At 57.3% G+C, this 26,367-nt stretch carries 22 protein-coding genes and 1 pseudogene; 13 read left to right on the top strand and 10 right to left on the bottom strand.

The window, feature by feature from the left end:
* Positions 1-76 precede the first annotated feature (76 nt).
* The 3 genes from QRN33_RS22720 to QRN33_RS22710 all read left to right on the top strand — a co-directional run bounded on the left by QRN33_RS22720 (position 77) and on the right by QRN33_RS22710 (position 4,236).
* The gene (locus QRN33_RS22720) at positions 77-1,009 is read left to right on the top strand and encodes a LysR family transcriptional regulator (RefSeq protein WP_285410217.1); all 933 of its coding nucleotides are present in this window, start codon (positions 77-79) and stop codon (positions 1,007-1,009) included.
* A 105-nt stretch (positions 1,010-1,114) separates the two neighbouring features.
* Complete coding sequence (locus QRN33_RS22715) at positions 1,115-1,720, top strand: hypothetical protein (protein WP_285410216.1); 606 nt, start codon at positions 1,115-1,117, stop codon at positions 1,718-1,720.
* A gap of 254 nt (positions 1,721-1,974) precedes the next feature.
* Positions 1,975-4,236, top strand: a complete 2,262-nt coding sequence (locus QRN33_RS22710) for an nSTAND3 domain-containing NTPase (protein WP_285410214.1) — start codon at positions 1,975-1,977, stop codon at positions 4,234-4,236.
* A 565-nt stretch (positions 4,237-4,801) separates the two neighbouring features.
* Here QRN33_RS22710 and QRN33_RS22705 read toward each other — a convergent pair.
* The 3 genes from QRN33_RS22705 to QRN33_RS22695 form a co-directional block, all read right to left on the bottom strand.
* Positions 4,802-5,461, bottom strand: coding sequence for a hypothetical protein (locus tag QRN33_RS22705; protein WP_285410213.1), 660 nt, complete (start codon positions 5,459-5,461; stop codon positions 4,802-4,804).
* Between the two features lie 87 nt (positions 5,462-5,548).
* Complete coding sequence (locus QRN33_RS22700; protein WP_285410287.1) at positions 5,549-5,992, bottom strand: AAA family ATPase; 444 nt, start codon at positions 5,990-5,992, stop codon at positions 5,549-5,551.
* A gap of 281 nt (positions 5,993-6,273) precedes the next feature.
* Positions 6,274-6,786, bottom strand: coding sequence for a nuclear transport factor 2 family protein (locus QRN33_RS22695; protein ID WP_285410211.1), 513 nt, complete (start codon positions 6,784-6,786; stop codon positions 6,274-6,276).
* 187 nt (positions 6,787-6,973) lie between these two features.
* Between QRN33_RS22695 and QRN33_RS22690 the strand changes: the two genes are divergently transcribed.
* A complete protein-coding gene (locus QRN33_RS22690; RefSeq protein ID WP_285410209.1) occupies positions 6,974-7,954 on the top strand; it encodes an AraC family transcriptional regulator in 981 nt (326 codons plus the stop codon).
* Between the two features lie 82 nt (positions 7,955-8,036).
* On the opposite strand, the gene QRN33_RS22685 is transcribed toward QRN33_RS22690, so the two are convergent.
* Both QRN33_RS22685 and QRN33_RS22680 read right to left on the bottom strand, forming a co-directional pair.
* On the bottom strand, positions 8,037-8,723 hold the full coding sequence (locus QRN33_RS22685; RefSeq protein WP_285410207.1) for a hypothetical protein: 687 nt from the start codon (positions 8,721-8,723) through the stop codon (positions 8,037-8,039).
* 70 nt (positions 8,724-8,793) lie between these two features.
* On the bottom strand, positions 8,794-9,153 hold the full coding sequence (locus tag QRN33_RS22680) for a DUF6124 family protein (RefSeq protein WP_285410206.1): 360 nt from the start codon (positions 9,151-9,153) through the stop codon (positions 8,794-8,796).
* 550 nt (positions 9,154-9,703) lie between these two features.
* Here QRN33_RS22680 and QRN33_RS22675 point away from each other — a divergent pair.
* The 7 genes and pseudogenes from QRN33_RS22675 (at position 9,704) to QRN33_RS22645 (ending at position 17,633) form a co-directional block, all read left to right on the top strand.
* Positions 9,704-11,026, top strand: a complete 1,323-nt coding sequence (locus QRN33_RS22675) for an APC family permease (RefSeq protein ID WP_285410204.1) — start codon at positions 9,704-9,706, stop codon at positions 11,024-11,026.
* Between the two features lie 134 nt (positions 11,027-11,160).
* On the top strand, positions 11,161-11,787 hold the full coding sequence (locus QRN33_RS22670) for a TetR/AcrR family transcriptional regulator (RefSeq protein WP_285410202.1): 627 nt from the start codon (positions 11,161-11,163) through the stop codon (positions 11,785-11,787).
* A gap of 125 nt (positions 11,788-11,912) precedes the next feature.
* Positions 11,913-12,066: pseudogene (locus QRN33_RS22665) on the top strand (transporter); the annotation flags it as partial.
* A 99-nt stretch (positions 12,067-12,165) separates the two neighbouring features.
* Complete coding sequence (locus tag QRN33_RS22660; protein ID WP_285410200.1) at positions 12,166-13,275, top strand: efflux RND transporter periplasmic adaptor subunit; 1,110 nt, start codon at positions 12,166-12,168, stop codon at positions 13,273-13,275.
* Positions 13,272-16,361, top strand: coding sequence for an efflux RND transporter permease subunit (locus QRN33_RS22655; protein ID WP_285410198.1), 3,090 nt, complete (start codon positions 13,272-13,274; stop codon positions 16,359-16,361). The genes QRN33_RS22660 and QRN33_RS22655 overlap by 4 nt, the downstream gene beginning before the upstream one ends.
* Before the next feature lie 168 nt (positions 16,362-16,529).
* Positions 16,530-17,102, top strand: a complete 573-nt coding sequence (locus QRN33_RS22650; RefSeq protein ID WP_252876062.1) for a hypothetical protein — start codon at positions 16,530-16,532, stop codon at positions 17,100-17,102.
* Between the two features lie 261 nt (positions 17,103-17,363).
* The gene (locus QRN33_RS22645) at positions 17,364-17,633 is read left to right on the top strand and encodes a hypothetical protein (RefSeq protein WP_042610406.1); all 270 of its coding nucleotides are present in this window, start codon (positions 17,364-17,366) and stop codon (positions 17,631-17,633) included.
* 167 nt (positions 17,634-17,800) lie between these two features.
* On the opposite strand, the gene QRN33_RS22640 is transcribed toward QRN33_RS22645, so the two are convergent.
* Together QRN33_RS22640 and QRN33_RS22635 are read right to left on the bottom strand one after the other, a co-directional pair.
* Positions 17,801-18,817, bottom strand: a complete 1,017-nt coding sequence (locus tag QRN33_RS22640) for a Rossmann-fold NAD(P)-binding domain-containing protein (RefSeq protein WP_285410195.1) — start codon at positions 18,815-18,817, stop codon at positions 17,801-17,803.
* Positions 18,818-18,920: 103 nt separating this feature from the next.
* A complete protein-coding gene (locus QRN33_RS22635) occupies positions 18,921-19,862 on the bottom strand; it encodes a LysR family transcriptional regulator (protein ID WP_042610259.1) in 942 nt (313 codons plus the stop codon).
* 120 nt (positions 19,863-19,982) lie between these two features.
* Between QRN33_RS22635 and QRN33_RS22630 the strand changes: the two genes are divergently transcribed.
* Both QRN33_RS22630 and QRN33_RS22625 read left to right on the top strand, forming a co-directional pair.
* Entirely contained in the window at positions 19,983-20,735 is a 753-nt protein-coding gene (locus QRN33_RS22630; RefSeq protein ID WP_285410194.1) for an SDR family NAD(P)-dependent oxidoreductase, read from the top strand.
* A gap of 219 nt (positions 20,736-20,954) precedes the next feature.
* Positions 20,955-21,551, top strand: a complete 597-nt coding sequence (locus QRN33_RS22625) for a trypsin-like peptidase domain-containing protein (RefSeq protein WP_141681074.1) — start codon at positions 20,955-20,957, stop codon at positions 21,549-21,551.
* On the opposite strand, the gene QRN33_RS22620 is transcribed toward QRN33_RS22625, so the two are convergent.
* The 3 genes from QRN33_RS22620 to QRN33_RS22610 are packed head-to-tail and all read right to left on the bottom strand — an operon-like array spanning position 21,552 to position 26,340.
* The gene (locus QRN33_RS22620) at positions 21,552-22,739 is read right to left on the bottom strand and encodes an HlyD family type I secretion periplasmic adaptor subunit (RefSeq protein ID WP_502945019.1); all 1,188 of its coding nucleotides are present in this window, start codon (positions 22,737-22,739) and stop codon (positions 21,552-21,554) included. It lies immediately after the preceding gene.
* Between the two features lie 5 nt (positions 22,740-22,744).
* A complete protein-coding gene (locus tag QRN33_RS22615) occupies positions 22,745-24,907 on the bottom strand; it encodes a type I secretion system permease/ATPase (RefSeq protein ID WP_285410192.1) in 2,163 nt (720 codons plus the stop codon).
* Positions 24,904-26,340: a TolC family outer membrane protein gene (locus QRN33_RS22610; RefSeq protein ID WP_285410190.1), complete on the bottom strand. Its 1,437-nt coding sequence runs from the start codon at positions 26,338-26,340 to the stop codon at positions 24,904-24,906. The genes QRN33_RS22615 and QRN33_RS22610 overlap by 4 nt, the downstream gene beginning before the upstream one ends.
* Positions 26,341-26,367 lie beyond the last annotated feature (27 nt).

Below are 26,367 nucleotides of genomic sequence, written 5' to 3'. Positions count from 1 at the left end.
CGTGAGGATAAGCCGGGCATTGGTGGATGGCCCGTACGGTATGGCGTACAGTCAGGCGCCTGCGGAGGGAGCATCCATGCGTAAACCAAACCTTACCGATGTGTCGATATTTGCTGCGGTGGTCGAGGCGGGGGGATTTCGTGCTGCCGCGCAAAAGCGCGGGCTGTCCGCCTCGTCGTTGAGCGACTGCATGCGCCGGCTGGAAAGCGACCTGGGCGTGCGCCTGCTCAATCGAACCACCCGCAGCGTCACGCCGACGGCGGCCGGCGAGCGATTGCTCGAGCGCCTGCGCCCGGCCTTGCAAGAAATCGACGCCGCTTTCAACGATCTGGACGACGACGCTCAGCGCCCGGTCGGCACGCTGAAGCTCAACGTGCCAGTGCCGGTGGCACGCTTTCTGTTGCCCGACCTGCTGGCGCGTTTTCTGCGCCTTTATCCAGGGGTCAGTGTCGAAGTCGTCATGGACAACTCCTTCGTCGACGTCAACGCTGGCGGGTATGACGCCGGCGTGCGCTATGAAGAGAGCCTGGCCAAAGACATGATCGCCGTACCCATCGGCCCGCGTCGCCAACGCTTCGTTGCAGCGGCCGCACCGCGCTATCTGGCTGAACGTGGGACACCCACTCACCCCGAAGAACTGCCAGGCCATGACCTGCTTGGTCATCGATTCGAGAGTGGCAAAGTGGGCGTGTTCGAATTCCATCGAGACGGCCGCATTGTGCGTATCCCGCCTCAAGGGCCACTGCTGACGTCGTCCCACGATTTGACAGTTCGCTCGGCCATCAACGGGCTGGGCATCGTCTATACCTTCGAGGATTTTCTGCGCGAGCCGCTCTCCGATGGTCGACTGGTGCCGATCCTCGAGGACTGGTGGCAGGCCTTCGACGGTCCGTTTCTTTACTACCACGGACGCCGTCACATGCCTTCGCCGCTGAGGGCGTTTGTGGATTTTTTGCGGGGGGAAGGGGAGATTGCGGAGGGTTCAGGTGTATTCGGCGCTGTTTCGTGAGGCTAATGCATGGTCTGCCAGCAGGGCGCGCATGGCGACGGGGAGCAATCGGCCAGATGCAACCGTTGAAGCAAAGTGAGAAATTATATGAACTGGTTAGGTCGTATGAAGAAGGTGTTCAAGACTACCCCTGAGGAGCAAATCGTTGGTTATTCGCTTGCAGAGTTAAAATCTATATTTGGAATCACGATCACTGAGGCTGTAGCAGGACATCGAAATTACCCTGTTTACTCAGTGTTGACTCCTGCAGGAATACAAGCCTATTACTCAAGTTTTGTCATCGACAAAGCTGAGGTGGCTGGTGTTGAAAACCTTATTAACGAACGGTTCTCACCCGTCAATGAAAGAGTGGTCAATGGATTGGTCGTAAGCCGCTTTCAACATCGACTGAGTGATGAACAACTTATATTTTCTATTTCATATAAGGAATTCAATAGCGCTACGATGCGGCTGATCACCAACAGCTCCGAGCTATTAAGCATGTTAAGCGAAACAAAAATTGCGGCTCCTCCTCCGTGGTTGGTCTTCGATGGATACGAGGCGTCTTGGTGGGGAGGTGACATGCAGGGGGCACAAGGTTTTTACAACGACAACTATTTCTTTCTGTTTTTTTCATCGCTAAGTCCAGCAGAAAGAACCGCTTATTACGCAAGATATTCCGCATCTGAGGAGTGGATCAGGAGCCTAGAGTTGACTCTGGATCTTGAATAGCGATAGCCCTGCTTCGGCCGAAAGTGGGGCACAGTTGGATCGCTGCTTTCGGCCAGAAGCGGACACTCAGATCATCCGTTCTTCGACATGGCGTTGCTGTATTGGAGCAAATTACCAAGCCAGATGGCCGGCCAGCCCAAGAAAGCACGCATCATTGCGGCTTTCCCTGCGTTGACTCGTGTGCGGCTTTCAGCATCTATACTCTCATACTGAGCAGTTTACTGACATGCGGTCCACTTCTGAGCGAGGCTTTTGTGAGCGATTACGATTTTTCGCGGTTAAACGACAAAGAATTCGAAATCTTTTGCACTGACTTGTTGAGCGCGAGGGAAGGGGTCAAATTCGAGAGATTCAAGCCCGGTCGTGACGCCGGAGTAGATGGGCGCTTTTTTAAACCTGGGGGGGAGGAATGGATACTCCAATGTAAGCATTGGATTTCGACCCCATTAGAAAAACTTGTTAAGTCAATTGCTGATTCTGAAAGCTTAAAAGTTCAGAAATTATCTCCAAGTAGATATATTTTAGCCTTGTCTCACCCGCTGTCGCGTAATGATAAAAACATTTTGATGCAGAAACTTTCACCGTTTGTTTTGTCTTCAGCAGACATTCTGGGGCGGGAGGACTTGAGTGACATATTAGCGAAACATCCAGACGTTGAAAGACGGCATTATAAGCTCTGGATTGCTAGCTCTAACGTCCTTGCGTATATGCTTAATAAGCCAATTTATGACCGGAGCCATTTTGAGCTTGGCGAGATTATTGAAGACTCTAAGCGATACGTGGCCACAGCAAATCACCTTCAAGCCATTGAAAAACTCGAATCTACTAGTGTTGTGATAATCACTGGTCCAGCTGGTATAGGTAAGACTACATTAGCTGGGCAGCTAATATTGCATTATGTGGCAGACGGCTTTGAGCTTTCGGTGATTTCTGATGATGTCAGGGAGGCTGAAGGGGTCTACGACCCTGACTCAAAGCAAATTTTCTATTTTGATGATTTTTTGGGCCGCAACTATCTGGAAGCGCTTTCGGGGCATGAGTGTGCCAAGATTGTGGGGTTTATTAAGCGCATAGTCAAAACTCCCAAAAAGCGGTTTGTGTTGACATCTCGAACGACCATTCTCAATCAAGGAAAGATTTTAGACGATGTTTTCCATAACTCAAATGTAAGTCGGAATGAGTTTGAAATTACACTTGAGTCTTTGGCGCAGATTGATAAGGCCCAAATACTTTATAATCATATCTGGCATTCTGAAATGGATGGCGAATACGTCGAGCAGTTGTATTCGCATAGGCGTTATAGAACCATTATTGAACATAAAAATTTTAACCCGCGGCTAATCCGATTTATTACCGATGCGCAGCGATTGGAGAATGTTACATCAGAGACGTACTGGTCCCATATAACTGACTTGCTAAATGATCCATCGCTTGTTTGGGGGCATCCATTCGAAGCGCAACTGGATGACTGTGGCCGTGCCTTGGTTTTGCTGGTCGCTATGAACGGGCGATTGATAACAGAACCTGATTTGTCAGAGGCATTTTCGCGATATCTAGAGTATCCAGGTGCAGCTGGTCTAACTGGAAGAAAAGATTTTCTACTAAACTTCCGCCATCTGTCGGGCTCAATGCTCACTAGATTCGTAATAGGCGAAAATCATCCTTTCGTTCGGCTATTTAACCCGTCCCTAGGTGACTTCGTACTCAACAGATATGCCAATAACACAGCTATTTTGCGACAGTGCTTTGGTAGCCTAAAAACACTATCTTCATTGAAGACCCTGAAAGATATGACGGACAATAAGATAATCAATACCAAAGTGGCTACCGAGGTGATAGAACATGTTTTCGCATCCGCTGTAGACATAAACTTTCTTGGGACTAGCGCAGAGTTTGTAGCTCAATTATGTATCGCTCAATCTGAGCTTGGCAAAAAAATTAATTTGTCAAGTCGATCTCTCTCAAAAGCTATTGATTTTATCGGAGGCGAGAAATGTGGTACATCTTTTATGGCGTCAGCACAAGTGCTTTTATGGGCGCTGCGCAATGGTGGAATTGATAAAAGGATTGCTGAGGCGTTCTTGCTAGGAGCATTCTCCAATGACCCGAATTATGACGAATTACTGATTTTAGGTCAGCTAGTCAAATGCTTCGATATTGAAGTGAATCAAAATCTTTATGGTGCATATGATCAAGCTATCACTGAATACTTAATCGCTTCGGTTGAAGATGAGTTTCCACAGGCAGAAGTGTTTTCTGACGGTGGCTCGCAAACAACAGCGCGCGCGAAGTTTATAGAACTAATGGATGACAAGGCTTCTGAGTTGGGAGCTAATGATTCATCTGGCGTGGCTGATAGTGTTGCTAGCATTGTCGATGTGGACAGATTTTACGATAAGTATTTTTATGAGACGGACCATGAACCAAGCTATCAACCTTACAGAGAGCGCATGAACTGGTCCGAGCGATCGTTTATTGCGATCGATCCAATTGACGATCTATTTTCGCGCGATTAAACGACTTCACTTGGATGCATGTCGCGGATGAAGCGCCTGCTGAACTAATATGTCCGAAAGAATTTCCGGGGCCACCTAGACGAGATTTTTGGTTGGATTTGAAAAATTGCCATTTCCAATGGCGCCTTATACGCTCATGATGACTTAGTATTCGAATTTATTTTTCCTCGCTCACCCAGATACATTCAAGGTCTGTAATTAGCAAGAGGTGGCAGCCAACAAGCGACCCAAAGCGGGCAGTCAGGGCGGCTACTAAAGCGGGGGTGATTAAACGCCAACTGCTACTCGCCAACCTGGACTATGTTCCAAAATTCTAAATTGGAGCGGCTTCATCATGACAAATGGAATTTTCCACGTTGATTAGCTACACTCTCGACGGAAAGGGCCATGTCGACTATGAAAGTGGAATTTTTGAACTCTAGCGCAGCGTAGTCGCAGCACCTCACTTAACTGTCAAGTTGAAAGACAGAAAAATTCGAGGCGTATTGTAAAAAAAGAAATTTATTTATTAGGACTGCCGTTGCCGTTGAACGGCAGCCTCTTAAATTCAGAGCTGTCTCAAGCATTACCTTGTAAATTTTCTCTTTGTAACTTTCGAGCTGGTGCTGTCTTTCCGAAGCATGACTTTTATACACATAAGGTATCTAGGGTCTCGAATGCTGTATGAGCCAGATCGGTCATTTTTTGATATAAGCGGGCTTCCCCCTGACGCGAGTTCTGAAAGAATGTTGCCAATTCCCATATTGTTTGCAACTGTGCTGGGGAATTCCGCCCTGACGATTCTATCAATATCATTTAAATCAAATTGGTGTCCACTCGCCTGAGCAATGCAGTAAATGACTTGGTTTCTTCTGGCGACAGTCGTATCTCGGCTATTGAGATGCCCTTCGATCACGGAGTAGCATTGACGCAACCCGGTAACCAACCAATCCTCGTCGGCAATATCAAGAAGATTTGGAGAATAACGCCATTGATTATCTTCGATGGCGTGTGCAAGGGCCTCACAATACTCATGAACACGTTGCGCAATTCCGAGAGTGATAGACCAGATATGATTTGAGACCTCTACGAACTCTGGACCTGTCATAAAGATTTCGAGCTGTGCGAACCCTTTTCTCAGTATCTGCTGAACCTGCCCAGAATCCAGTCCGTCAACTTTCCTTATCTCAGAAATACGATTAGCAACAGACTCTGAGTTTTTTGTCTCACGGAAATATTGGAGCACACCATTAGGTACTCCTACTATAAGGAAATTGATATTGCATTCGGCATACCTGCTATCATCCAATAGAATGATCAGATCCGCCAGCTCTTACATTAACTCATCATTATTAAATATTGATTCTAAGTTATCCAAGACAATTATTTTTTTCTGTGCTCGGCCACTTGCGCCGCTATCAGCAAAAAGCTTGAATGCTCGAAGTAATGGTTCTTCTTGAGTCACATCATACATGCCAGTATGTTTCAAGCCGCCTTTTGCGATATATGCACTCAATTCAGCCATTTTTTCTTCGTTGAATTTCATCTTGATCGCAGTGCCTGGCTCAATTATGCAGCCACATATTTCTGCGGTCAGTGACTTCAAGCGTGATGCGTTAGCGCAGTTAACCGCTATATATGGAAAATTGCTCTCAGTCAAAGCTCTCTTGAATAGCCACGTCTTGCCATTACCACTTTCCCCAAATAACAAGGTGTGAGTGTGCCGCGAAAATGAACGAGCTAGATCCTTTTCCAGCCTAGGTCGAGGCACGTACATTTCGGGATTGAGTTCTCTGCTTCGAGGGGTAAACACCTCACTAATCGCTTTCCTGCTCATCAAACTTCCTATATTGGCAGTGTAGTGGCATTTTGAAGTCTACCTGATCGTGGCTTGAAACAGCATAATTCTAGGATGGTACGAGCGGTCTTTTTTGCCGGTAGCAGACCAAGGTGAGCGTCCGCTAATGGCCGAAAGCCGACATTCGGTGACATGTCCACGTACGTAATATCTCGCAGCTTCCTGCAGGCAGATCCTCCAGCCGATCTTGGCAGGCTTATCTATTCAACATCGCCCGTTTTAAGCGGAATTCGCCTGATAACGTCGTCATAAGGCACCAGGTCGAGAAAGGCTACGACCTCGACTGCCTGCAAGTTTCGCATGCGCATGATCCATACGTAGCTATTGCGATAAGGCGCGCCGTCGGCTGCGGTGGCGGTGCCGTCCCAGTGCACGACGACGTCATCGCCTTCAGCCCAGATATCCGCCACCGTCGGGCGTACGGGCGAGGCAAGCCGTTTTGCGAAGGGTTGGACTGCCCGTTTCAAGAAGTCATCCCGACCCCGATAAGTACCCGCCGAGGGACTCGTTCCCTTGATTGTCCAGATCACATCGGGAGCCAGGACATCTGTGAAGAACGTCCGGCCGCCTTGACCCCACTGGTTGAACGCTTGCGCGATGAATTGGCGATTGCGTTCCGTAGTCGGTTCGCTGGCCACGGCGGGCGCCAGCCCTGCAATGAAAGTGGAGAGGACTAGTGCTACCGCTGTAGAGAAGCGTTGAACAAACGTCATTTGCTGTGCTCCTTAATCTGTCCGATGAGCCCCGCCGAGTTCGATGGGCCGTTGTTGTCATCTGTAAGCCGCTAGTTGCGTTCCCCGACGCCGTTGTTCTATATGGGTCTTTGGCAAAGAGTCGTCGGCGCGGGACGCTAACCTCCGGGCCTCATCTGAAGTGTGACTTACGAGCGGAGGAGGGCTGTTGCAGGATCGTCCTGATTTCTTGCTTGATCATCCGATACCAGTTGTTAAACCGCCGCATGCCCTCGTTATGGAGTTGCGTTTGAGTTCCCTTTCCAAGCTTGTCGATATGGTTGGTCGTCACGCCCGGAATGACGGCATCCACAGCACCGCGATTCCGGGTGTCAGCCTGATTCGCTCGGCTACGCCCACGATGCCTATGCCGGTGGTTTACGAGCCAACGCTTTGCCTTGTGGCTCAGGGACGAAAACAGGCGATGCTGGGTACTACCGCTTATGTTTACGATCCGGCCAAGTACCTGATTGCATCGGTAGACCTTCCGGTCATGGGCTCGGTCATCGAGGCGAGTGAGGCTGTTCCTTATCTGTGCCTGGCGCTGGATCTCGATACCACTGTGTTGAGTGAACTTGCGCTGCGCCATCCTCTGCCTGAAGAGAGCGGCAAGGTGCCTTGCGCAGGCATCGTGCTCCACGATACGACTCCGGAGCTGCTGGATGCCGCGGTTCGGCTGGCCGGGCTGCTCGACAGGCCACGGGATATCGAAGCGCTCGCTCCGCTGGTGATTCGCGAAATGCTTTATCGCCTTCTCACCGAGAACGGCAACAGCATCATCAGGCAGATGGCGCAGGCAGGCAGCCGCTTGAACCAGATCGCCAAGGCCATTGCCTGGCTGCGCAGCCATTACAACGAAGCGTGCCGGATAGATGACCTCGTCGGTATCGCCGGGATGAGCCGTTCCTCGTTTCATGCGCATTTCAAGGCGATCACCTCGATGAGCCCGCTGGAATTTCGTAACCAGTTGCGGCTACAGGAAGCACGCCGACTGATGGTCACCGAAGCAGTAGATGCCGCAGAGGCGGGATATACAGTCGGTTATGAAAGTCCCTCGCAGTTCAGTCGAGACTACGCCCGCCTGTTCGGTATGCCGCCGGCGAAGGACGCCTGGCGGCTACGCAGGGCGGTCGAGGTGTCGAGCGGATGATTGGGCCACGGTTGCCCTGCGGACTAAGGCGCCGAGCGTCCAGGGATAAGGGTCCATACGAAGGGGCATAAAGTACAAACCTTCACCGCTTGTATTTGAAACTCTGCACCTCACCAGTGATGCTTTTTAGCCCTGTCTTGGGTAGTTCGAATGTCTGAAATTCAATGCCTGCTGCGTCAACCTTGACTCGTTTCAGTAGATAAAGCATGTCGTCAGATTCTGAAATCTTGCACCCGCTGAACTGGTCGAGATTTTTGTAGGTAAACTGCCGCACCTCGCACGTTGTTGCCAGTTCCAGCGCTGCTGCCCGTCCCGCATTTGACGGCACTCGGACCAACAGATACCAGGCGGTCATCAACAAAAACGCGAGCAGGAAAATAGAACCCACGATGATAAACATGCCGCGGTTTTCTGCGGCTCGTTCACGCACATCGGCGACCCATTTTGCCGGTGGGGCAGGTTGGGGCGCGTCCAGTTTTCTTTTTTCGAAAAGCAGTATCAGCAGGGAAACAATCCCGACCAGAGCCATGGCGAAGAAGAGAGCAGAGAGAAAAGATCCGAACCCGGAAGCACCATAGGAAAGGTATTGCTGGGCGCTGATGTTCAATCGTTCGATGGGCACATCGAGCGTTAGATAAAACTTCTCAAGGTGAGCGAAACCGCTCAGCGTAAAAGCGCCCAGCATGCTGGCTATAAAAAGAGCTGCGTCGATGCGGAGATATTTTTTCAGTCCGCGCTGGTCTGCCGATGGGTTGTTCTGGTCGCTCATCTCTTGTCCTTCAGATCTGAAGATTGGAAACCCTGTGAGAGCTTGGTAAGTCGTCACAGGGCGTTTTCGGTTACTCCACCGGCACGACGTTATCCAACGCCTGATTAACCGCCAGCTCGCCGAGCATGACGACCTGCGCGATACCTTGCAGTGTCTTGCGCGCAGATCCTTCAACCATCCCGATCACATCACTCAACATCACCGAGGCCGAGCCCAGCGATTCGCTGGCGTTGACCAGCAATTCCTCCGTCGCGGTTTTCGGGTTGGCGAGGAACATGCTGCTGGTTTGGTAGGGCGTGGTTTTGATGGTGTCGGTGGGTTTGAGGTAATGGTCGAGGGCGCGGTCGGCGGCTTCGTGGAGTTTTTTTGAGTCGAGGGATTCGTAGGGGGAGGTGTCGGTGTTCGGGGGATTAGGTGTGACCTTGAACATGATGTTTCTCCTCATGCCGCTTTAGAAAGGAGCCATCACCCGTTCGCTACCAAACGAAGGGTGGCGGCCATGCACAGGTTGGTAGACCGGGACACGAGGCAAAACCGGCGCGCTCGAAAGCGCCCTGCGCATAGCCACCATAGAAGCCAGGCGAAGACTTGGCCAAATGGTGTCATTGCGCACCTCGTATACCCGGGCTACCAAACCCGATCACTGCTTTTCAGTGACCGGCCAACAATAGAACCCCGGCCCGAGGCGCACAAGCCGGCGGATTCTGGCGTAGTCGTAGGCAATGGCGCAAGGCGTTGTAGCTTGCTGGCATGGTCTGGATATCGGTTTTAAACGAGGTGTTTAGGGAAATGGTTTTGGCTGAGGTTTGGTGTTGAACGGGCTGGAGTCTTCGCGAGCAGGCTCGCTCCCACAGGTGTCGAGTTGGCAATGTTTATAGCGCCGTGCCAATCGGGCCGTCACACATTTTGAACTTTGCTTTCGGCGACATTTCCATTGTTTGAGGTGACAACCACCAGCTCCTCCACACCTGAACCAAGGAATGACCGTGACGGCTCCCACTGATAAAACTTCTCTGCGCCGGGCTATCACTTTCCCGATGCTGTTTCTGTTTATTCTCGGCGATGTTCTGGGGGCGGGGGTTTATGCTCTCGCCGGAACGATCGCAGGGGAGGTGGGCGGCGCGATTTGGGTGCCGCTGCTGATTGCGCTGTTCTTCGCCATGTTGACGGCGGGTTCCTACGCGGAGCTGGTGACCAAATATCCCCACGCAGGCGCGGCTTCGGTGTTCGCTGAAAAGGCGTTCAAGTCGCCGCTCATTTCCTTCCTGGTCGGTTTTTGCATGCTGGCGGCGGCGGTCACCAGCGCTGCGGGTTTGTCGCTGGCGTTTGCCGGTGATTACTTGAACGCCTTCGTCGACGTATCGCCGCAGATTGCCGCGCTGGTGTTTCTTCTGGCTATCGGCCTGCTCAACGCACGGGGGATCAAGGAATCGCTCGGGGCGAACCTGGTAATGACCGTGATTGAGCTGTCCGGGTTGATTCTGGTGATCGTGGCTGCGGTCTGGTATTTCCGCACAGGCGAGGCGGATCTGGGACGGACGCTTACGTTCAAGCCTGGCGTCAGTCCCATGCTGGCGGTGTTGGGTGCGGCATTGCTCGCGTTCTACTCCTTCGTGGGTTTCGAAACTTCGGCCAATCTGGCGGAGGAAATCAAGGACGTGCGCAAGGTCTACCCGCGCGCCTTGTTCGCGGCGTTGATCACGGCTGGCGTGGTTTACATGGCGGTGGGGGTGGCGGCTTCTTCGGTGTTGCCTACCGAGAAACTGGTCGCCACGTCGGCGCCTTTGCTCGAAGTTGTCCGCGCATCGACCCTCGCAATCCCGCCGGCGCTGTTCTCTTTCATTGCGCTGATCGCTGTGGCCAACGGTGCGCTGTTAACCATGATCATGGCCAGTCGATTGACGTATGGCATGGCGAACCTGGGTCTGTTGCCGGGGGTTTTGGGGGCGGTGCTGCCTGAACGAAAAACTCCTTGGGCGGCCATTGTCGCAACCACCCTGGTGGCGATTGCGCTGACGCTCACGGGTACTTTGGCAACGCTGGCCGAGACGGTGGTTTTACTGTTGCTGTTCGTTTTTCTGAGTACCAATGTGGCGGTGCTCGTGCTTCGTCGCGACAGGGTCGAGGAGGATCACTTTCGCGTACCGACCTTCGTTCCGGTGCTTGCGATCGTGTCGTGTCTGGTGTTGCTCAGTCAGCAGGGCTGGGAGACGTGGTTGCGGGCGGGGGCGTTGATCATTGTCGGGATGTTGCTGCATGGCTTTTCTCGTATCAATTTTTCCGCGATCAGTAAGGCCGGGTAGTGCAGCAGCTTGGGGAGTTGGTGTCGTTTGGGAGGGCGTTATCGCGAGCAGGCTCACTCCTACAGGGGGTGGGTGGTGGTTTTCAGAATGAGTCGCACGTTGTCAGTCGGCGGGCGGGTGAGTAAGCTGCCGACATGAATCAGACTTCAGTTTCCCCATCCTTCCCCGGCCCGCGTGGTCCCGTCGATCACGACATTCGTGATCAGATTGTCGCGGCGGCCAACGAGCATTTCAGCCAGTACGGCTATGCCAAAACCACGGTATCCGATCTGGCCAAGGCCATCGGTTTCTCCAAGGCGTACATCTACAAATTCTTCGATTCCAAGCAGGCGATTGGCGAGGCCATCTGCGCTAACTGTCTGGGCCAGATCGTTGCGGCGGTGGAGCAGGCGATAAACGAGGAAGACCTGACGCCCACCGAGCGCTTCCGCCGCTTGGTGAAAACCGTGATCGCCACGGGTGTGAACCTGTTCTTCAACGACCGCAAGCTCTACGACATTGCCGCATTCGCCGCTGGCGAAAACTGGCCCAGTGCGCAGCGTTACGATGCGCAGATCAAGCGCTTTATCACCGACATTGTCCGTGAAGGGCGCGAGGCCGGTGAGTTCGAGCGCAGGACGCCGCTGGATGAAACCGTCGAATCGATCCACTTGGCCCTGCGGCCCTTCGTCAATCCACTCATGCTGCAACACAACCTGGATTTCATCGAAGTGGCGCCCACGCTGACTTCGAACCTCATCTTGCGCAGCTTGATGCCTTGACCGTCTGCTGATCCGAGGAGTCGGATCAGTTCCTGACGCAACGACATTTCAGCTGTTCTGGGTGTAACTATTGACTGGTATGGTCACTCGGACTACATGGCCGCCGCAGCTTGGTTATTTCAGTGCTGCGTACCGGGTTTTCGGTTGATCAGTCTCCGACCAACAACACCAATCGCGGACCGCGTATTCGAGGACACCTCGGTAGGCAAAGGTTCGTACAAGGCCAAATACGTGAACAGCGCCAGCGGACTCGGCACTTCTGTCAGCTACCGCTTTTGATTCAGCGCTGAAATCGGGCCGGAAACGTTGTGACTGTTGACGATATTGGTCACAAGACTGAGAATATGATGGTCATCCTATTTTCAGTAAAGGAATTCCATGCGCCGGCTCCGACCTTTCCCCCTCGCGGTATGTTTGTTGCCCTTGGCCCTGACGGCGTGTGGTGATTCTTCCAGCGCAAAAGACCCGCGTACCCTGGCGCCCTTGGTGAGGTCGGCTGCGGTGCAACTTGCAGAGGACGGGTCACGATCATTCACCGGTGTCGTGGCGGCGCGAGTGCAGGGCGACTTGGGTTTTCGCGTCTCGGGCAAGGTACTTGAGCGTCTGGTCGATACCGGCCAGACGGTCAAGCGCGGGCAGCCACTGATGCGTCTTGACCCGATCGACCTCGGCCTGCAGGCGCGAGCGCAGCAAGAAGCGGTGAGCGCCGCTCGCGCCCGGGCAAATCAGACAGCCGGTGACGAAGCGCGCAATCGCCGGCTCGTCGCCGCCGGCGCTATTTCGGCATCGGCCTACGATCAGTTCAAAGCCGCCGCCGACACCGCCAGGGCGCAACTCAATGCCGCTGTCGCGCAGGCGGACGTTGCGCGCAACGCTTCCGGTTACGCGGTGCTGGTGGCGGACGCTGATGGCGTGGTGGTGGAAACCCTTGTCGAACCGGGGCAAGTCGTCAGCCCCGGCGAACCGGTGGTGCGACTGGCGCGCGCCGGTCAGCGTGAAGCCATCGTTCATCTGCCCGAAACCTTACGCCCCGCAGCAGGCTCAACCGCCCAGGCAAAACTGTATGGCGATACGTCGGCTGCCGTCAGTGCAAAACTGCGTCTGCTTTCCGACTCCGCCGACCGCGCCACTCGCACCTTTGAAGCGCGCTATGTGCTTGAAGGCAAACTGGCCGATGCGCCGATCGGCTCGACGGTCACCATTGAAATCCCGCAAAGTTCTGCGCCAAAACAGGCGCTGAAGGTGCCCATGGCCGCAATCTACAACCCGGGCAAAGGCCCCGGCGTTTGGGTGATCGCAGGCACACCGGCGAAAGTCTCCTGGCGACCGGTCGAGGTGCTCGGGTTGAGTGACGATTCGGCGCGCATTGCTGGCGAACTCAACGTCGGTGAGCCGATTGTCGCGCTGGGTGCGCATCTGCTGCGCGATGGCGAAGAAGTGCGATTGCTTGCCCGCGACGATGGCCAGGTTGCCGGGAGCCGTCCATGAGCGAGGGCCGGTTCAACCTTTCCGCCATCGCCGTTCGCCAACGGGCGATCACGGTGTTTCTGATTTTTCTGATCGCCGTTGCCGGCGTCCTGTCGTTCTTCAAGTTGGGCCGGGCGGAAGACCCGCCGTTCACGGTCAAGCAGCTAACGGTGATTACCGCGTGGCCGGGGGCGACCGCGCAGGAGATGCAGGACCAGGTCGCCGAACCCCTGGAAAAGCGTTTGCAGGAATTGAAGTGGTACGACCGCACGGAAACCTACACCCGGCCAGGGCTTGCATTCACCGTGGTGTCGTTGCTCGACAGCACACCGCCGGGGCAGGTGCAGGAAGAGTTTTATCAGGCACGCAAAAAGCTCGACGACGAAGCAATCAGGCTGCCGGCGGGTGTCATCGGGCCGATGGTCAACGACGAGTTTTCCGACGTGACCTTCGCGCTGTTCGCCTTGAAAGCCAAGGGCGAGCCGCAGCGCTTGCTGGTGCGCGACGCAGAGACATTACGCCAGCGCCTGTTGCATGTGCCGGGGGTGAAAAAGGTCAACATCATCGGCGAGCAGGCCGAGCGGATATTCGTTTCGTTTTCCCATGATCGGTTGGCGACGCTGGGTTTGTCGCCGCAGGACATCTTCGCCGCGCTGAACAATCAGAACGTCCTGACCCCCGCCGGATCGGTCGAAACCAAAGGGCCGGAGGTTTTTCTGCGCGTAGATGGCGCGTTCGATACGTTGCAGAAAATCCGTGACACGCCGATGGTGGCGCAGGGGCGAACCCTCAAGCTATCTGATGTCGCGACGGTCGAGCGCGGCTACGAAGACCCGGCGACCTTTCTGGTGCGCAACAATGGCGAGGAAGCGTTATTGCTCGGCGTGATCATGCGCGAGGGCTGGAACGGGCTCGATCTGGGCAAGGCGCTGGATGCCGAAACGATCAGGATCAACGAGGAAATGCCCTTGGGCATGACCCTGTCCAAAGTCACCGATCAGGCGGTGAATATCGACTCGGCCGTCGGCGAGTTCATGGTCAAGTTCTTTGTCGCGCTGCTGGTGGTCGTGCTCGTGTGTTTTCTCAGCATGGGCTGGCGTGTCGGCGTGGTAGTCGCAGCGGCGGTGCCGTTGACCCTGGCAATCGTGTTCGTGGTGATGGCGGCGACCGGCAAGAACTTTGACCGGATCACCCTGGGTTCGCTGATTCTGGCGCTCGGCTTGCTGGTCGATGACGCGATCATCGCCATTGAAATGATGGTGGTGAAGATGGAGGAGGGCTACGACCGCATCAAGGCCTCGGCTTATGCCTGGAGCCATACCGCAGCGCCGATGCTCGCTGGCACACTGGTCACGGCGATTGGCTTTTTGCCAAACGGGTTCGCCCAGTCCACGGCGGGCGAGTACACCAGCAACATGTTCTGGATTGTCGGCATCGCGCTCATTGCGTCGTGGGTCGTCGCCGTGGCTTTCACGCCGTACTTGGGCGTGAAGCTGTTGCCGGACATCAAGAAAGTCGAAGGCGGGCATGCGGCAATCTACGACACGCCGCGCTACAACCGCTTCCGGCGGATTCTGACGTGGGTGATTACGCGCAAATGGCTGGTGGCGGGCATGGTTGTCGCGCTGTTTGCCGTTGCGATCCCAGGCATGGGGCTGGTGAAGAAGCAGTTCTTTCCGACCTCTGACCGCCCCGAAGTGATGATCGAAGTGCAGATGCCCTACGGCACGTCCATCGAGCAGACGAGTGCCGCTACGGCCAAGGTCGAGGCCTGGCTGCAGAAGCAGGAAAAGGCCAAAATCGTCACGGCCTATATCGGCCAGGGCGCGCCACGGTTTTTCCTGGCGATGGCGCCGGAGTTGCCGGATCCATCGTTCGCCAAAATCGTCGTGCTGACCGACAGCCAGGACGCTCGCGAAACTCTCAAGTTGCGTTTGCGCGAAGCCGTCGCTGAAGGGCTTGCTCCAGAGGCACGCGTTCGGGCCACGCAAATCGTCTTCGGCCCGTACTCGCCATTCCCGGTGGCCTATCGCGTGATGGGGCCTGAACCGGCGAAGCTGCGCGACATCGCCGAGCAGGTCAGGGCGGTGATGCAGGACAGCCCGATGATGAGAACCGTCAACACGGACTGGGGGCCACTGACGCCGACGCTGCACTTCAACCTGAATCAGGATCGCTTGCAGGCGGTGGGGCTGACGTCCAGCGCGGTGGCCCAGCAGTTGCAATTTCTTCTGAGCGGCGTGCCGATCACGGCGGTTCGCGAGGACATCCGATCAGTGCAGGTCGTCGGCCGTGCGGCGGGCAATATCCGCCTCGACCCGGCGCAGATCGAAGGCTTCACCCTGGTCGGCGCGGCGGGGCAGCGCATCCCGTTGTCGCAGATCGGCCAGGTCGAAGTGCGCATGGAAGATCCGATCCTGCGCCGCCGTGATCGCACGCCGACCATCACCGTGCGTGGCGACATCGCCGAAGGTTTGCAGCCACCGGACGTTTCCGGCGCGATCATCCAGCAGTTGCAGCCGATCATCGAAAACCTGCCATCCGGTTACCGGATTGAACAGGCGGGCGCCATCGAAGAATCCGGCAAGGCTGGCAAGGCGATTCTGCCGTTGTTGCCGATTATGATTGCCATGACGCTGCTGATCATCATCGTGCAGGTGCGTTCGATCTCGGCGATGATCATGGTCTTCCTCACCTCGCCGTTAGGCTTGATCGGTGTCGTCCCGACGCTGCTGATCTTCAATCAGCCGTTCGGCATCAACGCGCTGGTCGGGTTGATCGCGCTGTCGGGAATCCTGATGCGCAACACGCTGATCCTGATCGGGCAGATTCATCACAACGAGCAGGAAGGCCTGGCGCCGTTTCATGCCGTGGTCGAAGCGACAGTGCAACGGGCGCGGCCAGTGTTGTTGACCGCGCTGGCAGCGATTCTCGCATTCATTCCGCTGACCCACTCGGTGTTCTGGGGCACGCTGGCGTACACGCTGATCGGCGGCACGTTTGTTGGCACCATCATCACGCTGGTGTTTCTGCCGGCGATGTATGCGATCTGGTTCAGGATTCGGGCTGAGAACAACCAGCAGGCTGCAACGGTGAGATCAGCCTGAAGCGAGTACAGGCATAAGAGGCTTGTCATGCGCCGGGTCTTTTTTCTGGCAAAAGAACAGCGCCGAGAGGCTCTGTGACGGTTTGAGTGATATCATCCCGATATCACTTTTCGCCGGAGACGGCCGCTGTTGACGAAGCGGCCGTAGGTATCTCAACAAGGAAGAACAATGCGTTCGTCGTTTTTCAATTCACAACTCAAGCTATCCGCTGTTCTGCTGGCAGCCATTTTCACCACCGCCTGCTCCAACTATCACTACAAGGATTACCAAGGTGAATGGGCGCCGGAATCGATGACGCCTTATGATCTTTCCAATAACGCTCCCGACGCCGCGCTTGTCTACTTCGCGACCACTCAATTTCGCGCTATCGGCGTGCCCTTTCACCGACTGCTGCTAGCAACGCAAGTGGATGACCAACCGTTGCCGGGCGCCGGGCGTGCGTCAATTCTCGACGTTTCCGGTAAACAGGCGCTACGCCTTACGCCCGGAAAGCACTCCTTGGGCTGGTGCTGGGTATCGATGAACGGGCTAGGTACCGGCGGCGCAAAATGCGGCTTCGGTGCACGCGATGTCGAATTGCGCGCCGGCCAGCGTTACGTGGTGGACTTCTCCACCAGCACCGCTATCAGCGGACCTCGCGGACGCGAGGTGTCAACCATCAGCATCGAATCCGAGATTCGCAACCTGGACACCCAGCAAGTCATTTATCCCACCGCACTGGCTCAACAGGTGAAGGAATGACGGGCAGACCCGCGTGTAGGGTTTGTGGCAGCGTGAAGCTACTGTCGAGCTGATGCGCGATTTCTTTCGCCTAAACCAGGACGAAGAACAGGATGCGCCTTTTAGTGCAAGGCGCTTCCACATCGCCAACACCTTTTGAACTTTCAACCTGCGATTGTCGACGTTTGAGAAAAATTGAACGGCATTCCACCAGCCACGCCTAATACTGAGCCTGGGGGCAATTCCGCAGGCAGTGCGCTAATGTCAGCACTACTCCGAGAGGTGGTTAACGTGGCTAAAGATGACAAGAAGAGCAAAGGTGAGACTTCGAAAGCCAGTAAAGAATTGAAAGACAAAAAGTCGTCATCGGCGAAGAAATCGGATGCGGCTTCGACCCTATCGAAGTCTTCCGACAAGAAAGAAAAGCCCTCTGACAAGAAAGAAAAGAAAAAAGACGCCAAACCCAAGGATTCCGCCAAGAAAGCTGACAGCAAACCGGAGAAGGCAAAGAAATCAGAGAAGGCCGACAAGCCAGCGAAAAAGAAGAAGTGACATTTGCCAGGGCTCTGCGTCCTGCCTTGAGCATAAGGCAGGGCTACGCTCAGGTTGGTCGCAAGCTCTAACCCTGTGCAAACAGGAGAAGGAAGTAAAACTGATACTCACCTGCGACCCTGTCGTCTGTGTGTTTGAGTAGCGACCAGCCTGGTCGCTACGATTTTTTATCCAGTCACTTCTCCGTCCAGCTCTATCAGCCCACCACCGTCCTTTTCCAGCCGCTGCAAAAACACCTGCGCGTCCAGCAACTGATACGGAAAATACAACCCCGGCCTCACAGGCGCTTGCCCATCCAGCCCAACCAGTCGCTCCAGCAGCATGGCCACGCTGAGCCCGGTCAATGCCGCCGCACCTGCGCGGTGAACCACGGCGTGCCGTGTGCGCAACGCAGATCCCTTGTGATCCGTGCCTTCTATTTCGATCAATATCTCTGTCGACATCGGCTGGCCCTGACGCCGGGTCGAGCTGACGCCGCTGGCGAGGTTGAACTCGACGTTCGGGGCGTCGGTGGCGGCGGCCAGGCCGGTGACGTCGATGGAGGAAAAACCGGCGCCTTCCAGAGTGGTACCGTCGACGGCGCGGAAGCTGACCTTGGCGTCGTCGCCTTCGCGCCAGATGAACTCGCCGTCACGGCGGGTCAGCGCGGCCGGCAGCATTTTGTTCAGGTGTTCGAAATCGACCGCCACAGTCGGACCGCCGCCATCCTGTTCGTCGACCAGTGCGTGGATGCGGATGTCGTGCACACGGGCGAAGGCCTTGGCGAGGTGCAGGGTCGCTACCGTGGTCGCGCCGACCATCCATTCGTAGCCGAGAACGATCGGCGCCGCGTCGGGCGTGTGAATGAAACTGGCGATTTGCGGAGCGATTTCGAATACGCCGGAAGAAATGCTCAGGTGCGGCACCTTGCGCTTTTGCGCAAAACGCAGCCCGGCGAGGGCGTGGTCCATGTAGAAAAGGGCGAGGGCGCTGACCGGGCGATCACCCAGTCCCAGATCTTCTGCGCGAGCATCGATGACCACACCCTGGGCATTGCCGATTTGCTCGGCGGTTTGCTCAGCCCTGGCGAGGTCGCGCCCGCCGATCAGCAAGGGTACGTCGGGATGCGCCGCGCGCAATGCGCGGGCCGTCTGGTGGCCGATGGCGCCGGAACCGCCCATGAACAGAATGGGATGAAGTGGCATGAATCCTCCTCATTTTTTCCTGGATTGAAACGTGCTTTGGCTAGACACCCTAGCACGCACTTTCCGGATTGCCCGTGCGGTCGTCAGGCGCACCGACGAACGTTCATTTGAGCAAGTACGAAGGGTGTGCCGGATCACAGCGCCACACTGGCTCCGACAGATGCTCGGCAAAGAAGTCGGACAGCGCGCGGATCTTCGCTGGGCGACTGCGTGCAGACGGCGTCACGAAATACAGCCCGCCGCGAGTCATGTGCCACTCCGGCAGCAACACTTCCAGCCGCCCATCGGCCAGGTATTCGCTGGCGATGAATTCCGGCAATTCGGCAATCGCCAATCCCTCGAGCAACACCGGCAGCAGCGCATCGGAATTGGTCACGCGCAACGGGCCTTTCGGCACGACATCTTCCTCGATGCCGCTGTGATGGGTGAAGCGCCAGACTTGCGTGCGCGCGCGGTATGCATAACTCAGGCATGAACGCGTCGCCAGATCACGCGGGTGCATGGGGCGTCCGTGAGCTTCCAGGTAGCCGGGAGACGCCACCAGCAACTGACTCACGGCGCATAGCCGACGCGCGACCAGCGATGAGTCGGGCAGGGCGGCGATACGCAATGCGGCGTCGAAGCCCTCGGCGATCAGGTCGACCGAGGCGTCGTGCAAATGCAGATCGACGAACAGCTCCGGGTAGCGGCGCAGCAGCTCAGGCAACAACGGCGCGACCCAACGCAAACCGAATGACATGGGCACGGCGAGGCGGACTTGTCCACGCGGCTGCACCGAGAGGTCTTGTGCTTCACTCTCGACCTCTTCGGCCTGGCGGTAAATGTCCCCGGCTTTAGCTGCCATGCTCGAACCGAATTCAGTCAACGCCAATTGCCGCGAGGTGCGGTTGAACAGGCGACCGCCCAAGCGTTCTTCGAGCCGCGCCACCGCACGCGACACCGTGGGTACCGAGACGCCCATGACCCGCGCGGCGGAGGCGAACGAACCTTCCTCTGCAACTTTGGCGAACATCGCCAGACCTTCAAAATCAGGCAGTTTGCTCATTTCAATTCTGCAACGATGAGTTTCAGACAATTCTATTTTGAAAGGTCGGTAGCGTCGATAAGCTTTTCCCAGCTCGAAACCAAACCCCGATCAGCTTTAACCACGTTCTGGAGAAGACTCATGACTGGCAAACTTCAAGGCAAAATTGCTCTCGTTACCGGCGGCACCTCCGGCATTGGCCTGGCCACGGCCAAGCGCTTCGCTGAGGAAGGCGCTTACGTTTACATCACTGGCCGTCGCCAGGCCGAACTCGACGCCGCCGTTGCGCTGGTCGGCAACGCCAAAGGCGTGCAGGTTGACTCGACGAACCTCGAACAGCTTGATGCGCTGTATCAGCAGATTCGTGCCGAAAAGGGCCATCTCGACGTGCTTTTCGCCAACGCCGGCGGTGGCTCGATGCTGCCGCTGGGCGAAATCACTGAGGCTCACTACGACGACACCTTCGATCGCAACGTCAAGGGCGTGCTGTTCACTGTGCAGAAAGCCTTGCCGCTGTTGGCCAAAGGCGCTTCGGTGATTCTCACCGGTTCCACGGCGGGCAGTTCCGGCACGGCGGCGTTCAGCGTGTATTCCGCGTCGAAGGCGGCTGTCAGGGCGTTCGTGCGCAGCTGGATTCTGGATCTGAAAGACCGCAACGTGCGCATCAACACGCTCAGCCCGGGCGCTACCAAAACTCCGGGTCTGGTGGAGCTGGCCGGTCCGGACGCCGAACAGCAGCAAGGTCTGCTCGATTACATGGCGTCGCAGATCCCAATGGGGCGTGTTGGCGAGCCGGCAGAAATCGCTGCTGCCGCGGTGTTCCTCGCCTCGGACGACGCTAGCTTCGTCAACGGTATCGAGCTGTTTGTCGACGGTGGTCAAGCACAAATCTGACGCGCAAGGGGACGATGGCAATCATCGTCCCAGCCTCGCTACTTGGATCCAATCATTGACTGACTATATCGCTCGCCGACAAGCGGTAGGCTCAGACTATTGCTGAAGTGATGGCGCAATGACATATTGCAGCACCTTCCCTCACTTCAAGATGTACCGAAAATGCGCCCCCTCAAGTCACTTGTTGCAGCGTCGATGCTGCTCAGCGGGTGCAATGGAATGCCAGTCGCTTTTGTTCAGGATCCTGTTTTAGACCAAGCCTTTGTCGTTCACTCCGGCGCGCCTTTGCCTTACGTGCTGATGGGTTCGGCTGTGCAATGGAATGAAGATTACGCCGTGACGGTGAAGCACATTCCCTACTTGTCGGGCACGGTTTTCCAGGGGCAGGCAGACGTGCAGTTCTTCCGCCACAAGGCCAATAGCGTGCCGGGATGGCGCGGCTACAAGCCGGGCGAAGAGCTGACCTCGGTGGGGTTCAATTCGCTGTACATGTCGGTCAAGGGCACCGGTCAGGCATTGCCGGCGATGGTTCGCCTCGACGTCAAAGAGGGCAACGTGCTCTATGGCACTCACAATGGCGCACTGGCCAAAGGCATGTCCGGCGGGCCGGTATTTTCCGCCGATGGCAAGGTAGTCGGCATCAACGTGGCGTTTTTGACCCGCGATGACGTCAGCCGCCTCAAGCGCCCGGACCTGCTTGATCAACCGCGCGTGAGCATTTTCCTGCCGTACGCGGAGATCAATCGCGAGTGGGCGCGCTATCAGGCGAGTATTACCCCGACGGCGCCGCCGGCGACCAAACTGGCGAGTCGCTGATCAACGTTCGCGCAACGCTTCGCGGGCGCGGTTGAGCGGTTTGATCAAGTAGTCCAGCACGGTTTTTTCGCCGGTACGAATGTCGACCGTAGCGATCATTCCGGGCACGATGGCGAAGCGTTTGCCGGCCTTGTTACGCAGTTCATCCGACGACGTGCGGATGAACACGCGGTAGTAAAAAATCTCCGGCTTGGCTTCGTCCTGAATCGTGTCCGGCGAGATCGTCACCACTTCGCCGTCGAGGCTGCCGTAGATCGAATAGTCGTAGGCGGTGATTTTGACTTTCGCCGCCTGACCCGGATGAATGAAGGCGATGTCGCGCGGCGAGATGCGCGTCTCGATCAGCAGTTGCTCATCCAGCGGCACGATCTGCATGACCTGGCCGTTGGGCGCGATCACCCCGCCAATGGTGCTGACTTCGATGTCCTTGACGATACCGCGCACCGGCGAACGCAGGGTCAGGCGCGACAGCGAATCGGTACGACCACGGATCACCGCCTCGAGCATCTGCGCTTCGGCGTTGGCTTTGGCCAGGTCTTCGCGGGCGCGGACCATGTAATCGGAACGGGCTTCGGTGGCCTTCAATTCCAGCTCCGAGCGCTGACGGGTCAGGCGCAGCACTTCGACCCGGCTCGAGGCGCCGATCTTCGCCAGATTCTCGGTGATCGCCAGTTCGCTGCGCACCAGTTTCAGCGAGCTCTGAATACCATCGAGGGTTTCCGCCAGACCTTTGCGACGGGTCTGGTAGAGCTCGGTTTCGGCGCGGATCAGATCGGGAAACTCCTGCAGCGAGGCGTCAAAGGTTAATGGCTTTTCGCTGACCTCGGCCTGCAAGCGGTTGACGCTCGCCAGCGCCGCGCGGTACTTGGCCGCGCTCTCGCCGACGTTGGACTGGTTCTTCACCGGGTCCAGTTGCGCGAGAATCTGGCCGCGCTCGACCAACGCGCCTTCAGTAACGTTGAGCTGCTCGAGAATGCCGCCCTCCATCGACTGAATCACTTGCTCGCGCGAGCTCGGCACCACTTTGCCGGTGCCGGTCGAGACCTCGACGATCTCAAACCACGCCGCCCACGCGACGAAGCAGGCGAGCATCAGCGCGCAGCCCCAGATCACTTTTGCGCCACCGGCCAGGGCACGCTCATCGCGGCCGTCGAGATAGGACATCGGGTCCGGTACGTCGGTCATCATCGGTTTCATACCGCCACTCCTTTGCCCGGTGCGCGCAGCCGCGCGAGTGCCGCGTCGCGATGGTCGTCAATGACGATGCGCCCGTTGTCGAGAACGATGATCCGCTCGACCAGTTGCAACACGCTGACCCGGTGCGTGGCGACCACCAGCGTTCGGCCCTGAGTCCAGGTCGCGAGTTTTTCCAGCAGCAGTCGCTCGGTGACGTCATCCAGCGCCGCGGTCGGTTCGTCGAGCAACAGCACTTGTGGCTGACGGATCAACAAGCGCGACAGCAGCAAGCTCTGACGCTGGCCGCCCGACAAACCCAGCCCGCCTTCAAGTACCAGGTGATCCATGCCTTTGGGCAACTGGCGAACGAAATCCAGCGCACCGGTGACGGTCAGCGCGGCGATGATTTCCTGATCGCTGGCCTGACCGGCGCCGAGGGTGATGTTGTCGCGCAGGGTGCCGTGAAACAGCCGCGCCTGTTGCGACAACAGGCCGACATCGCGGCGCAGGTCAGCCGGGTCGAGATGCGCCAGGGCGATGCCGTCCAGGGTGGTTTCGCCGCTGCTCAGATCCATGGCGCCGCCCAGTGCCTGGAGCAACGTCGACTTGCCGGCGCCGTTGCGGCCGAGCAGGGCGATGCGCTCGCCGGGGCGAATGCTCAGGTCGATGCTGTTGAGCGCGGGCGCGGATTCTTCGCTGTAGCGGAAACTGGCCTGACGCAGGCGGTAGTCGCCGCGAATCGCCGGCAGGTGCACGCGCTGGCTGCCTTCGGGATGATCCACCGGCATCTGCATGATCCGGTTCAGGCCTTCGAGCGCGACCTTGGCCTGCTGCCAGCGGGTGAGCACATGGGTGAGTTGCGCCATCGGCCCCATCATCCGCGACGACAGGATCGACGCCGCGACCAGACTGCCGGTGGTCAGGTCACCGGCAATCACCATCGGCGCGCCGAACACAATGACTACCGCAAACACCCCGCCCTGCACATTCTGCGTCCAGGCCACCAGGCTGTTGGTCAGGGTGCGCAAACGCAGACTGCTGTCCGCCGAGGCAGCGTTGTATTGATTCCACTGTTGCTGGAAACGTTGCTCGGCCTGCAGTGCCTTGATGTCGTCGAGGCCTTGAATGCTTTCCACCAGCATGGCGTTGCGCAGCGCGGCTTCGCGCATCGACGCATTGGCCAGTCGGGCCAGACGCGGTTGCGCGATGATCCCGGGCAGCAACATGAACACCAGCGCCACCAGTGGAATCAAGACTAGCGGCCCGCCGATCAAATAGAACACCAGCAGGAACAGCAGGAAAAACGGCATGTCCGCCAGCGCCGTGGCGGTACTGGAGGTGATCAGATCGCGAATCTGTTCCAGCTCGCGCAGTTGCGAGATGAACGAGCCAGTGGATTTCGGCCGCGCGGAATTGCGCAGGCGCAAGGCATGGCCGAACACCAGATCGGAGACGCGCAAATCGGCGCGCTTGCCCAGTACATCGGTGATGCGCAGACGCAGGATGCGCATGACGAAATCGAACAGCAGCGCCAGCATTACCCCACCGAACAGCACGTACAGGGTCGGCAGCGATTCGGCCGGAATCACCCGGTCGTACACCTGCATGGAAAACAGCACTCCGGCCATCCCCAGCAGATTGGCGACCAGCGAGGCGATCATCACTTGGCTGTAGGGGCGCAGGTCGGTGAGGACGATGCGCCGGAACCAGTGTTCGTCGTACGGCTTGATGTAGTCGTTGGTGCGCACGTCCGCCACTGGTTGCGTCGGGCGCAAAATCACCGTGCGCAGGGCCTGCTCGGCGAGAGCGGCGGCGTCCATGCGGCTCTGCAAACCCTGATCGCTGCTGAAGCAGATGCCCAGCTCGCCGGTCTCGCCAATGCTTTCAAGCACGCCGACCTGACCATCGCGCAGTTGCACCACCAGCGGCGTGCGCCAGCGGCTCAGGCTCTTGTTGTCGAACACCGCGAACTTGACGCTGAGTCCGGCCTGACGCGCCATGTGCCGAACCACTTCTTCGACGCGGCCTTCGCTGTGCACAGAAGCCAGGCGCACGCTTTCCGGGGAGACGTCGAGGCGATAGTGGCGCGCGACCTTGAGCACCGCTTCCAGCCACGGTGAATAATCCTCGCGAGTCTCGGCAGCGGCGGGTTCAGCAATAGTGATGCTGGCATCGGTCATGGCAGGATCTCGACATTCTGGATGGCGCTGTGGTCGATGCCGAAGACCCGGCGAATCGCACCGCTGTTGTAGAAGCAGTCGATCTGCAGACGTTGCAGATCGGCCTGGGTGTTGACCAGATCAAAGCGCGACTGGTGGATTTCCTGCTCGGCGTTGAGCAAGTCCAGCAGCGGGCGGGTGCCCAGCTCGAGGTATTGGCGGCCGTACAACATGCGCGCTTCGGTGATGCTGGACTGGCGAAATTCCAGCGAGCGCAGCCGCCGGTTCAGGCCCGAGGTCTGCGCTTGGGCTTCAGCCAGGCCCTGACGCGCTTGCAGGCGCGCGAAGTCTTCGGCCGAGTCCGCTGCGGTCAGCGCATGGCCGGCGGCGCGACTGCGGGCGCTGATCGCACCGCCCTGGTAGATCGGCACTTCGAGGTTGAGAAAGATCCCGACCTGGGTGCGATCAGCGCGGGAGTTCTGATCGTCGTAGTGGTCGTCCAGGTATTGATTGACCGACGGTTGCAGCGACAGGGTCGGGTAGGCTTCGGCCTTGGCCTGGGCCAGTTCGGCCTGGGCCTGAGTGCGTTGCGCAGCGGCCTGGAGGACGGCGGGCAGGGTGTCGGAGATTTGCGAAACGTCACAGGCCTGACTCAGCGTCGGCGCAGCAGCGTCACTCACCGCTGGCGGCGTGCGCCGTCCGAGCAGGCTGGTCAGGGTGGCTTGCCAGCGTGCGTATTGCGCCTTGAATTCCTGCAACGTCGCCGTCGCACCTTCGGCCCGGGACTGCGCCTGGACCATATCGGAGCGGGTGCTGGCGCCCATGTCGCTGCGCTGTTTGGCCAGGTCGACGATGCCGCCAATACCTTGAATCTGTTCGCGCGCAACCTCGAGCAGATGCTGGTAGCGCTGCACTTCGATGTAGGCCTTGGCGGTGTCGCGGGCAATGTCGTCGATCGCCAGCAGAATCCCGGCCTGACTGCGTGCCACCCGAGCGCGGGCGGCGTCGACCGAACTGGATACCTTGCCGAAGTCATACAGCATCTGCTTGAGGGAAATGTTCACCGACTGGCTGCCCGCATCGCTGCCGTAACCGCTGGTGTAGCCACCCTTGATGCCGCCGGTGACCTGCGGGTAATAGCCGGATTCGGCGACGTTGACCCCTTCGCCTTGCTGGAACAGCGTGCCGATGGCCTCGCCGATCCGTGGGTGCCAGTCCACGGCCAGCCTGACCGCTTGTTCCAGCCCCAGAGCGTCCGCATCGGCGGAGGCCTTGGAAGCAGGGGCAGGGCGCTGACGACTGTCATTGCCTGCCGGTTGTTGCAGTTGCGACGGGCTGATGCTGCGCAAGCTGCTGTCGAAATTGTCGTCGGCGCGAACACCGACGGTGAAAGCGGGGTAGAGGCCGATGGTCAACAGGACCACCGGCCATTTCTGGCGAAAAACTGACTCCACAGACTTCCCTTACTGTTGAGAGACGGA

The organism is Pseudomonas sp. FR229a, from assembly GCF_030209115.1.
Taxonomy (GTDB): Bacteria; Pseudomonadota; Gammaproteobacteria; order Pseudomonadales; family Pseudomonadaceae; genus Aquipseudomonas; species Aquipseudomonas moraviensis_A.
The sequence above is the reverse complement of the archived record's forward strand: the minus strand, read 5'-3'. Positions and strand labels throughout refer to the sequence as shown.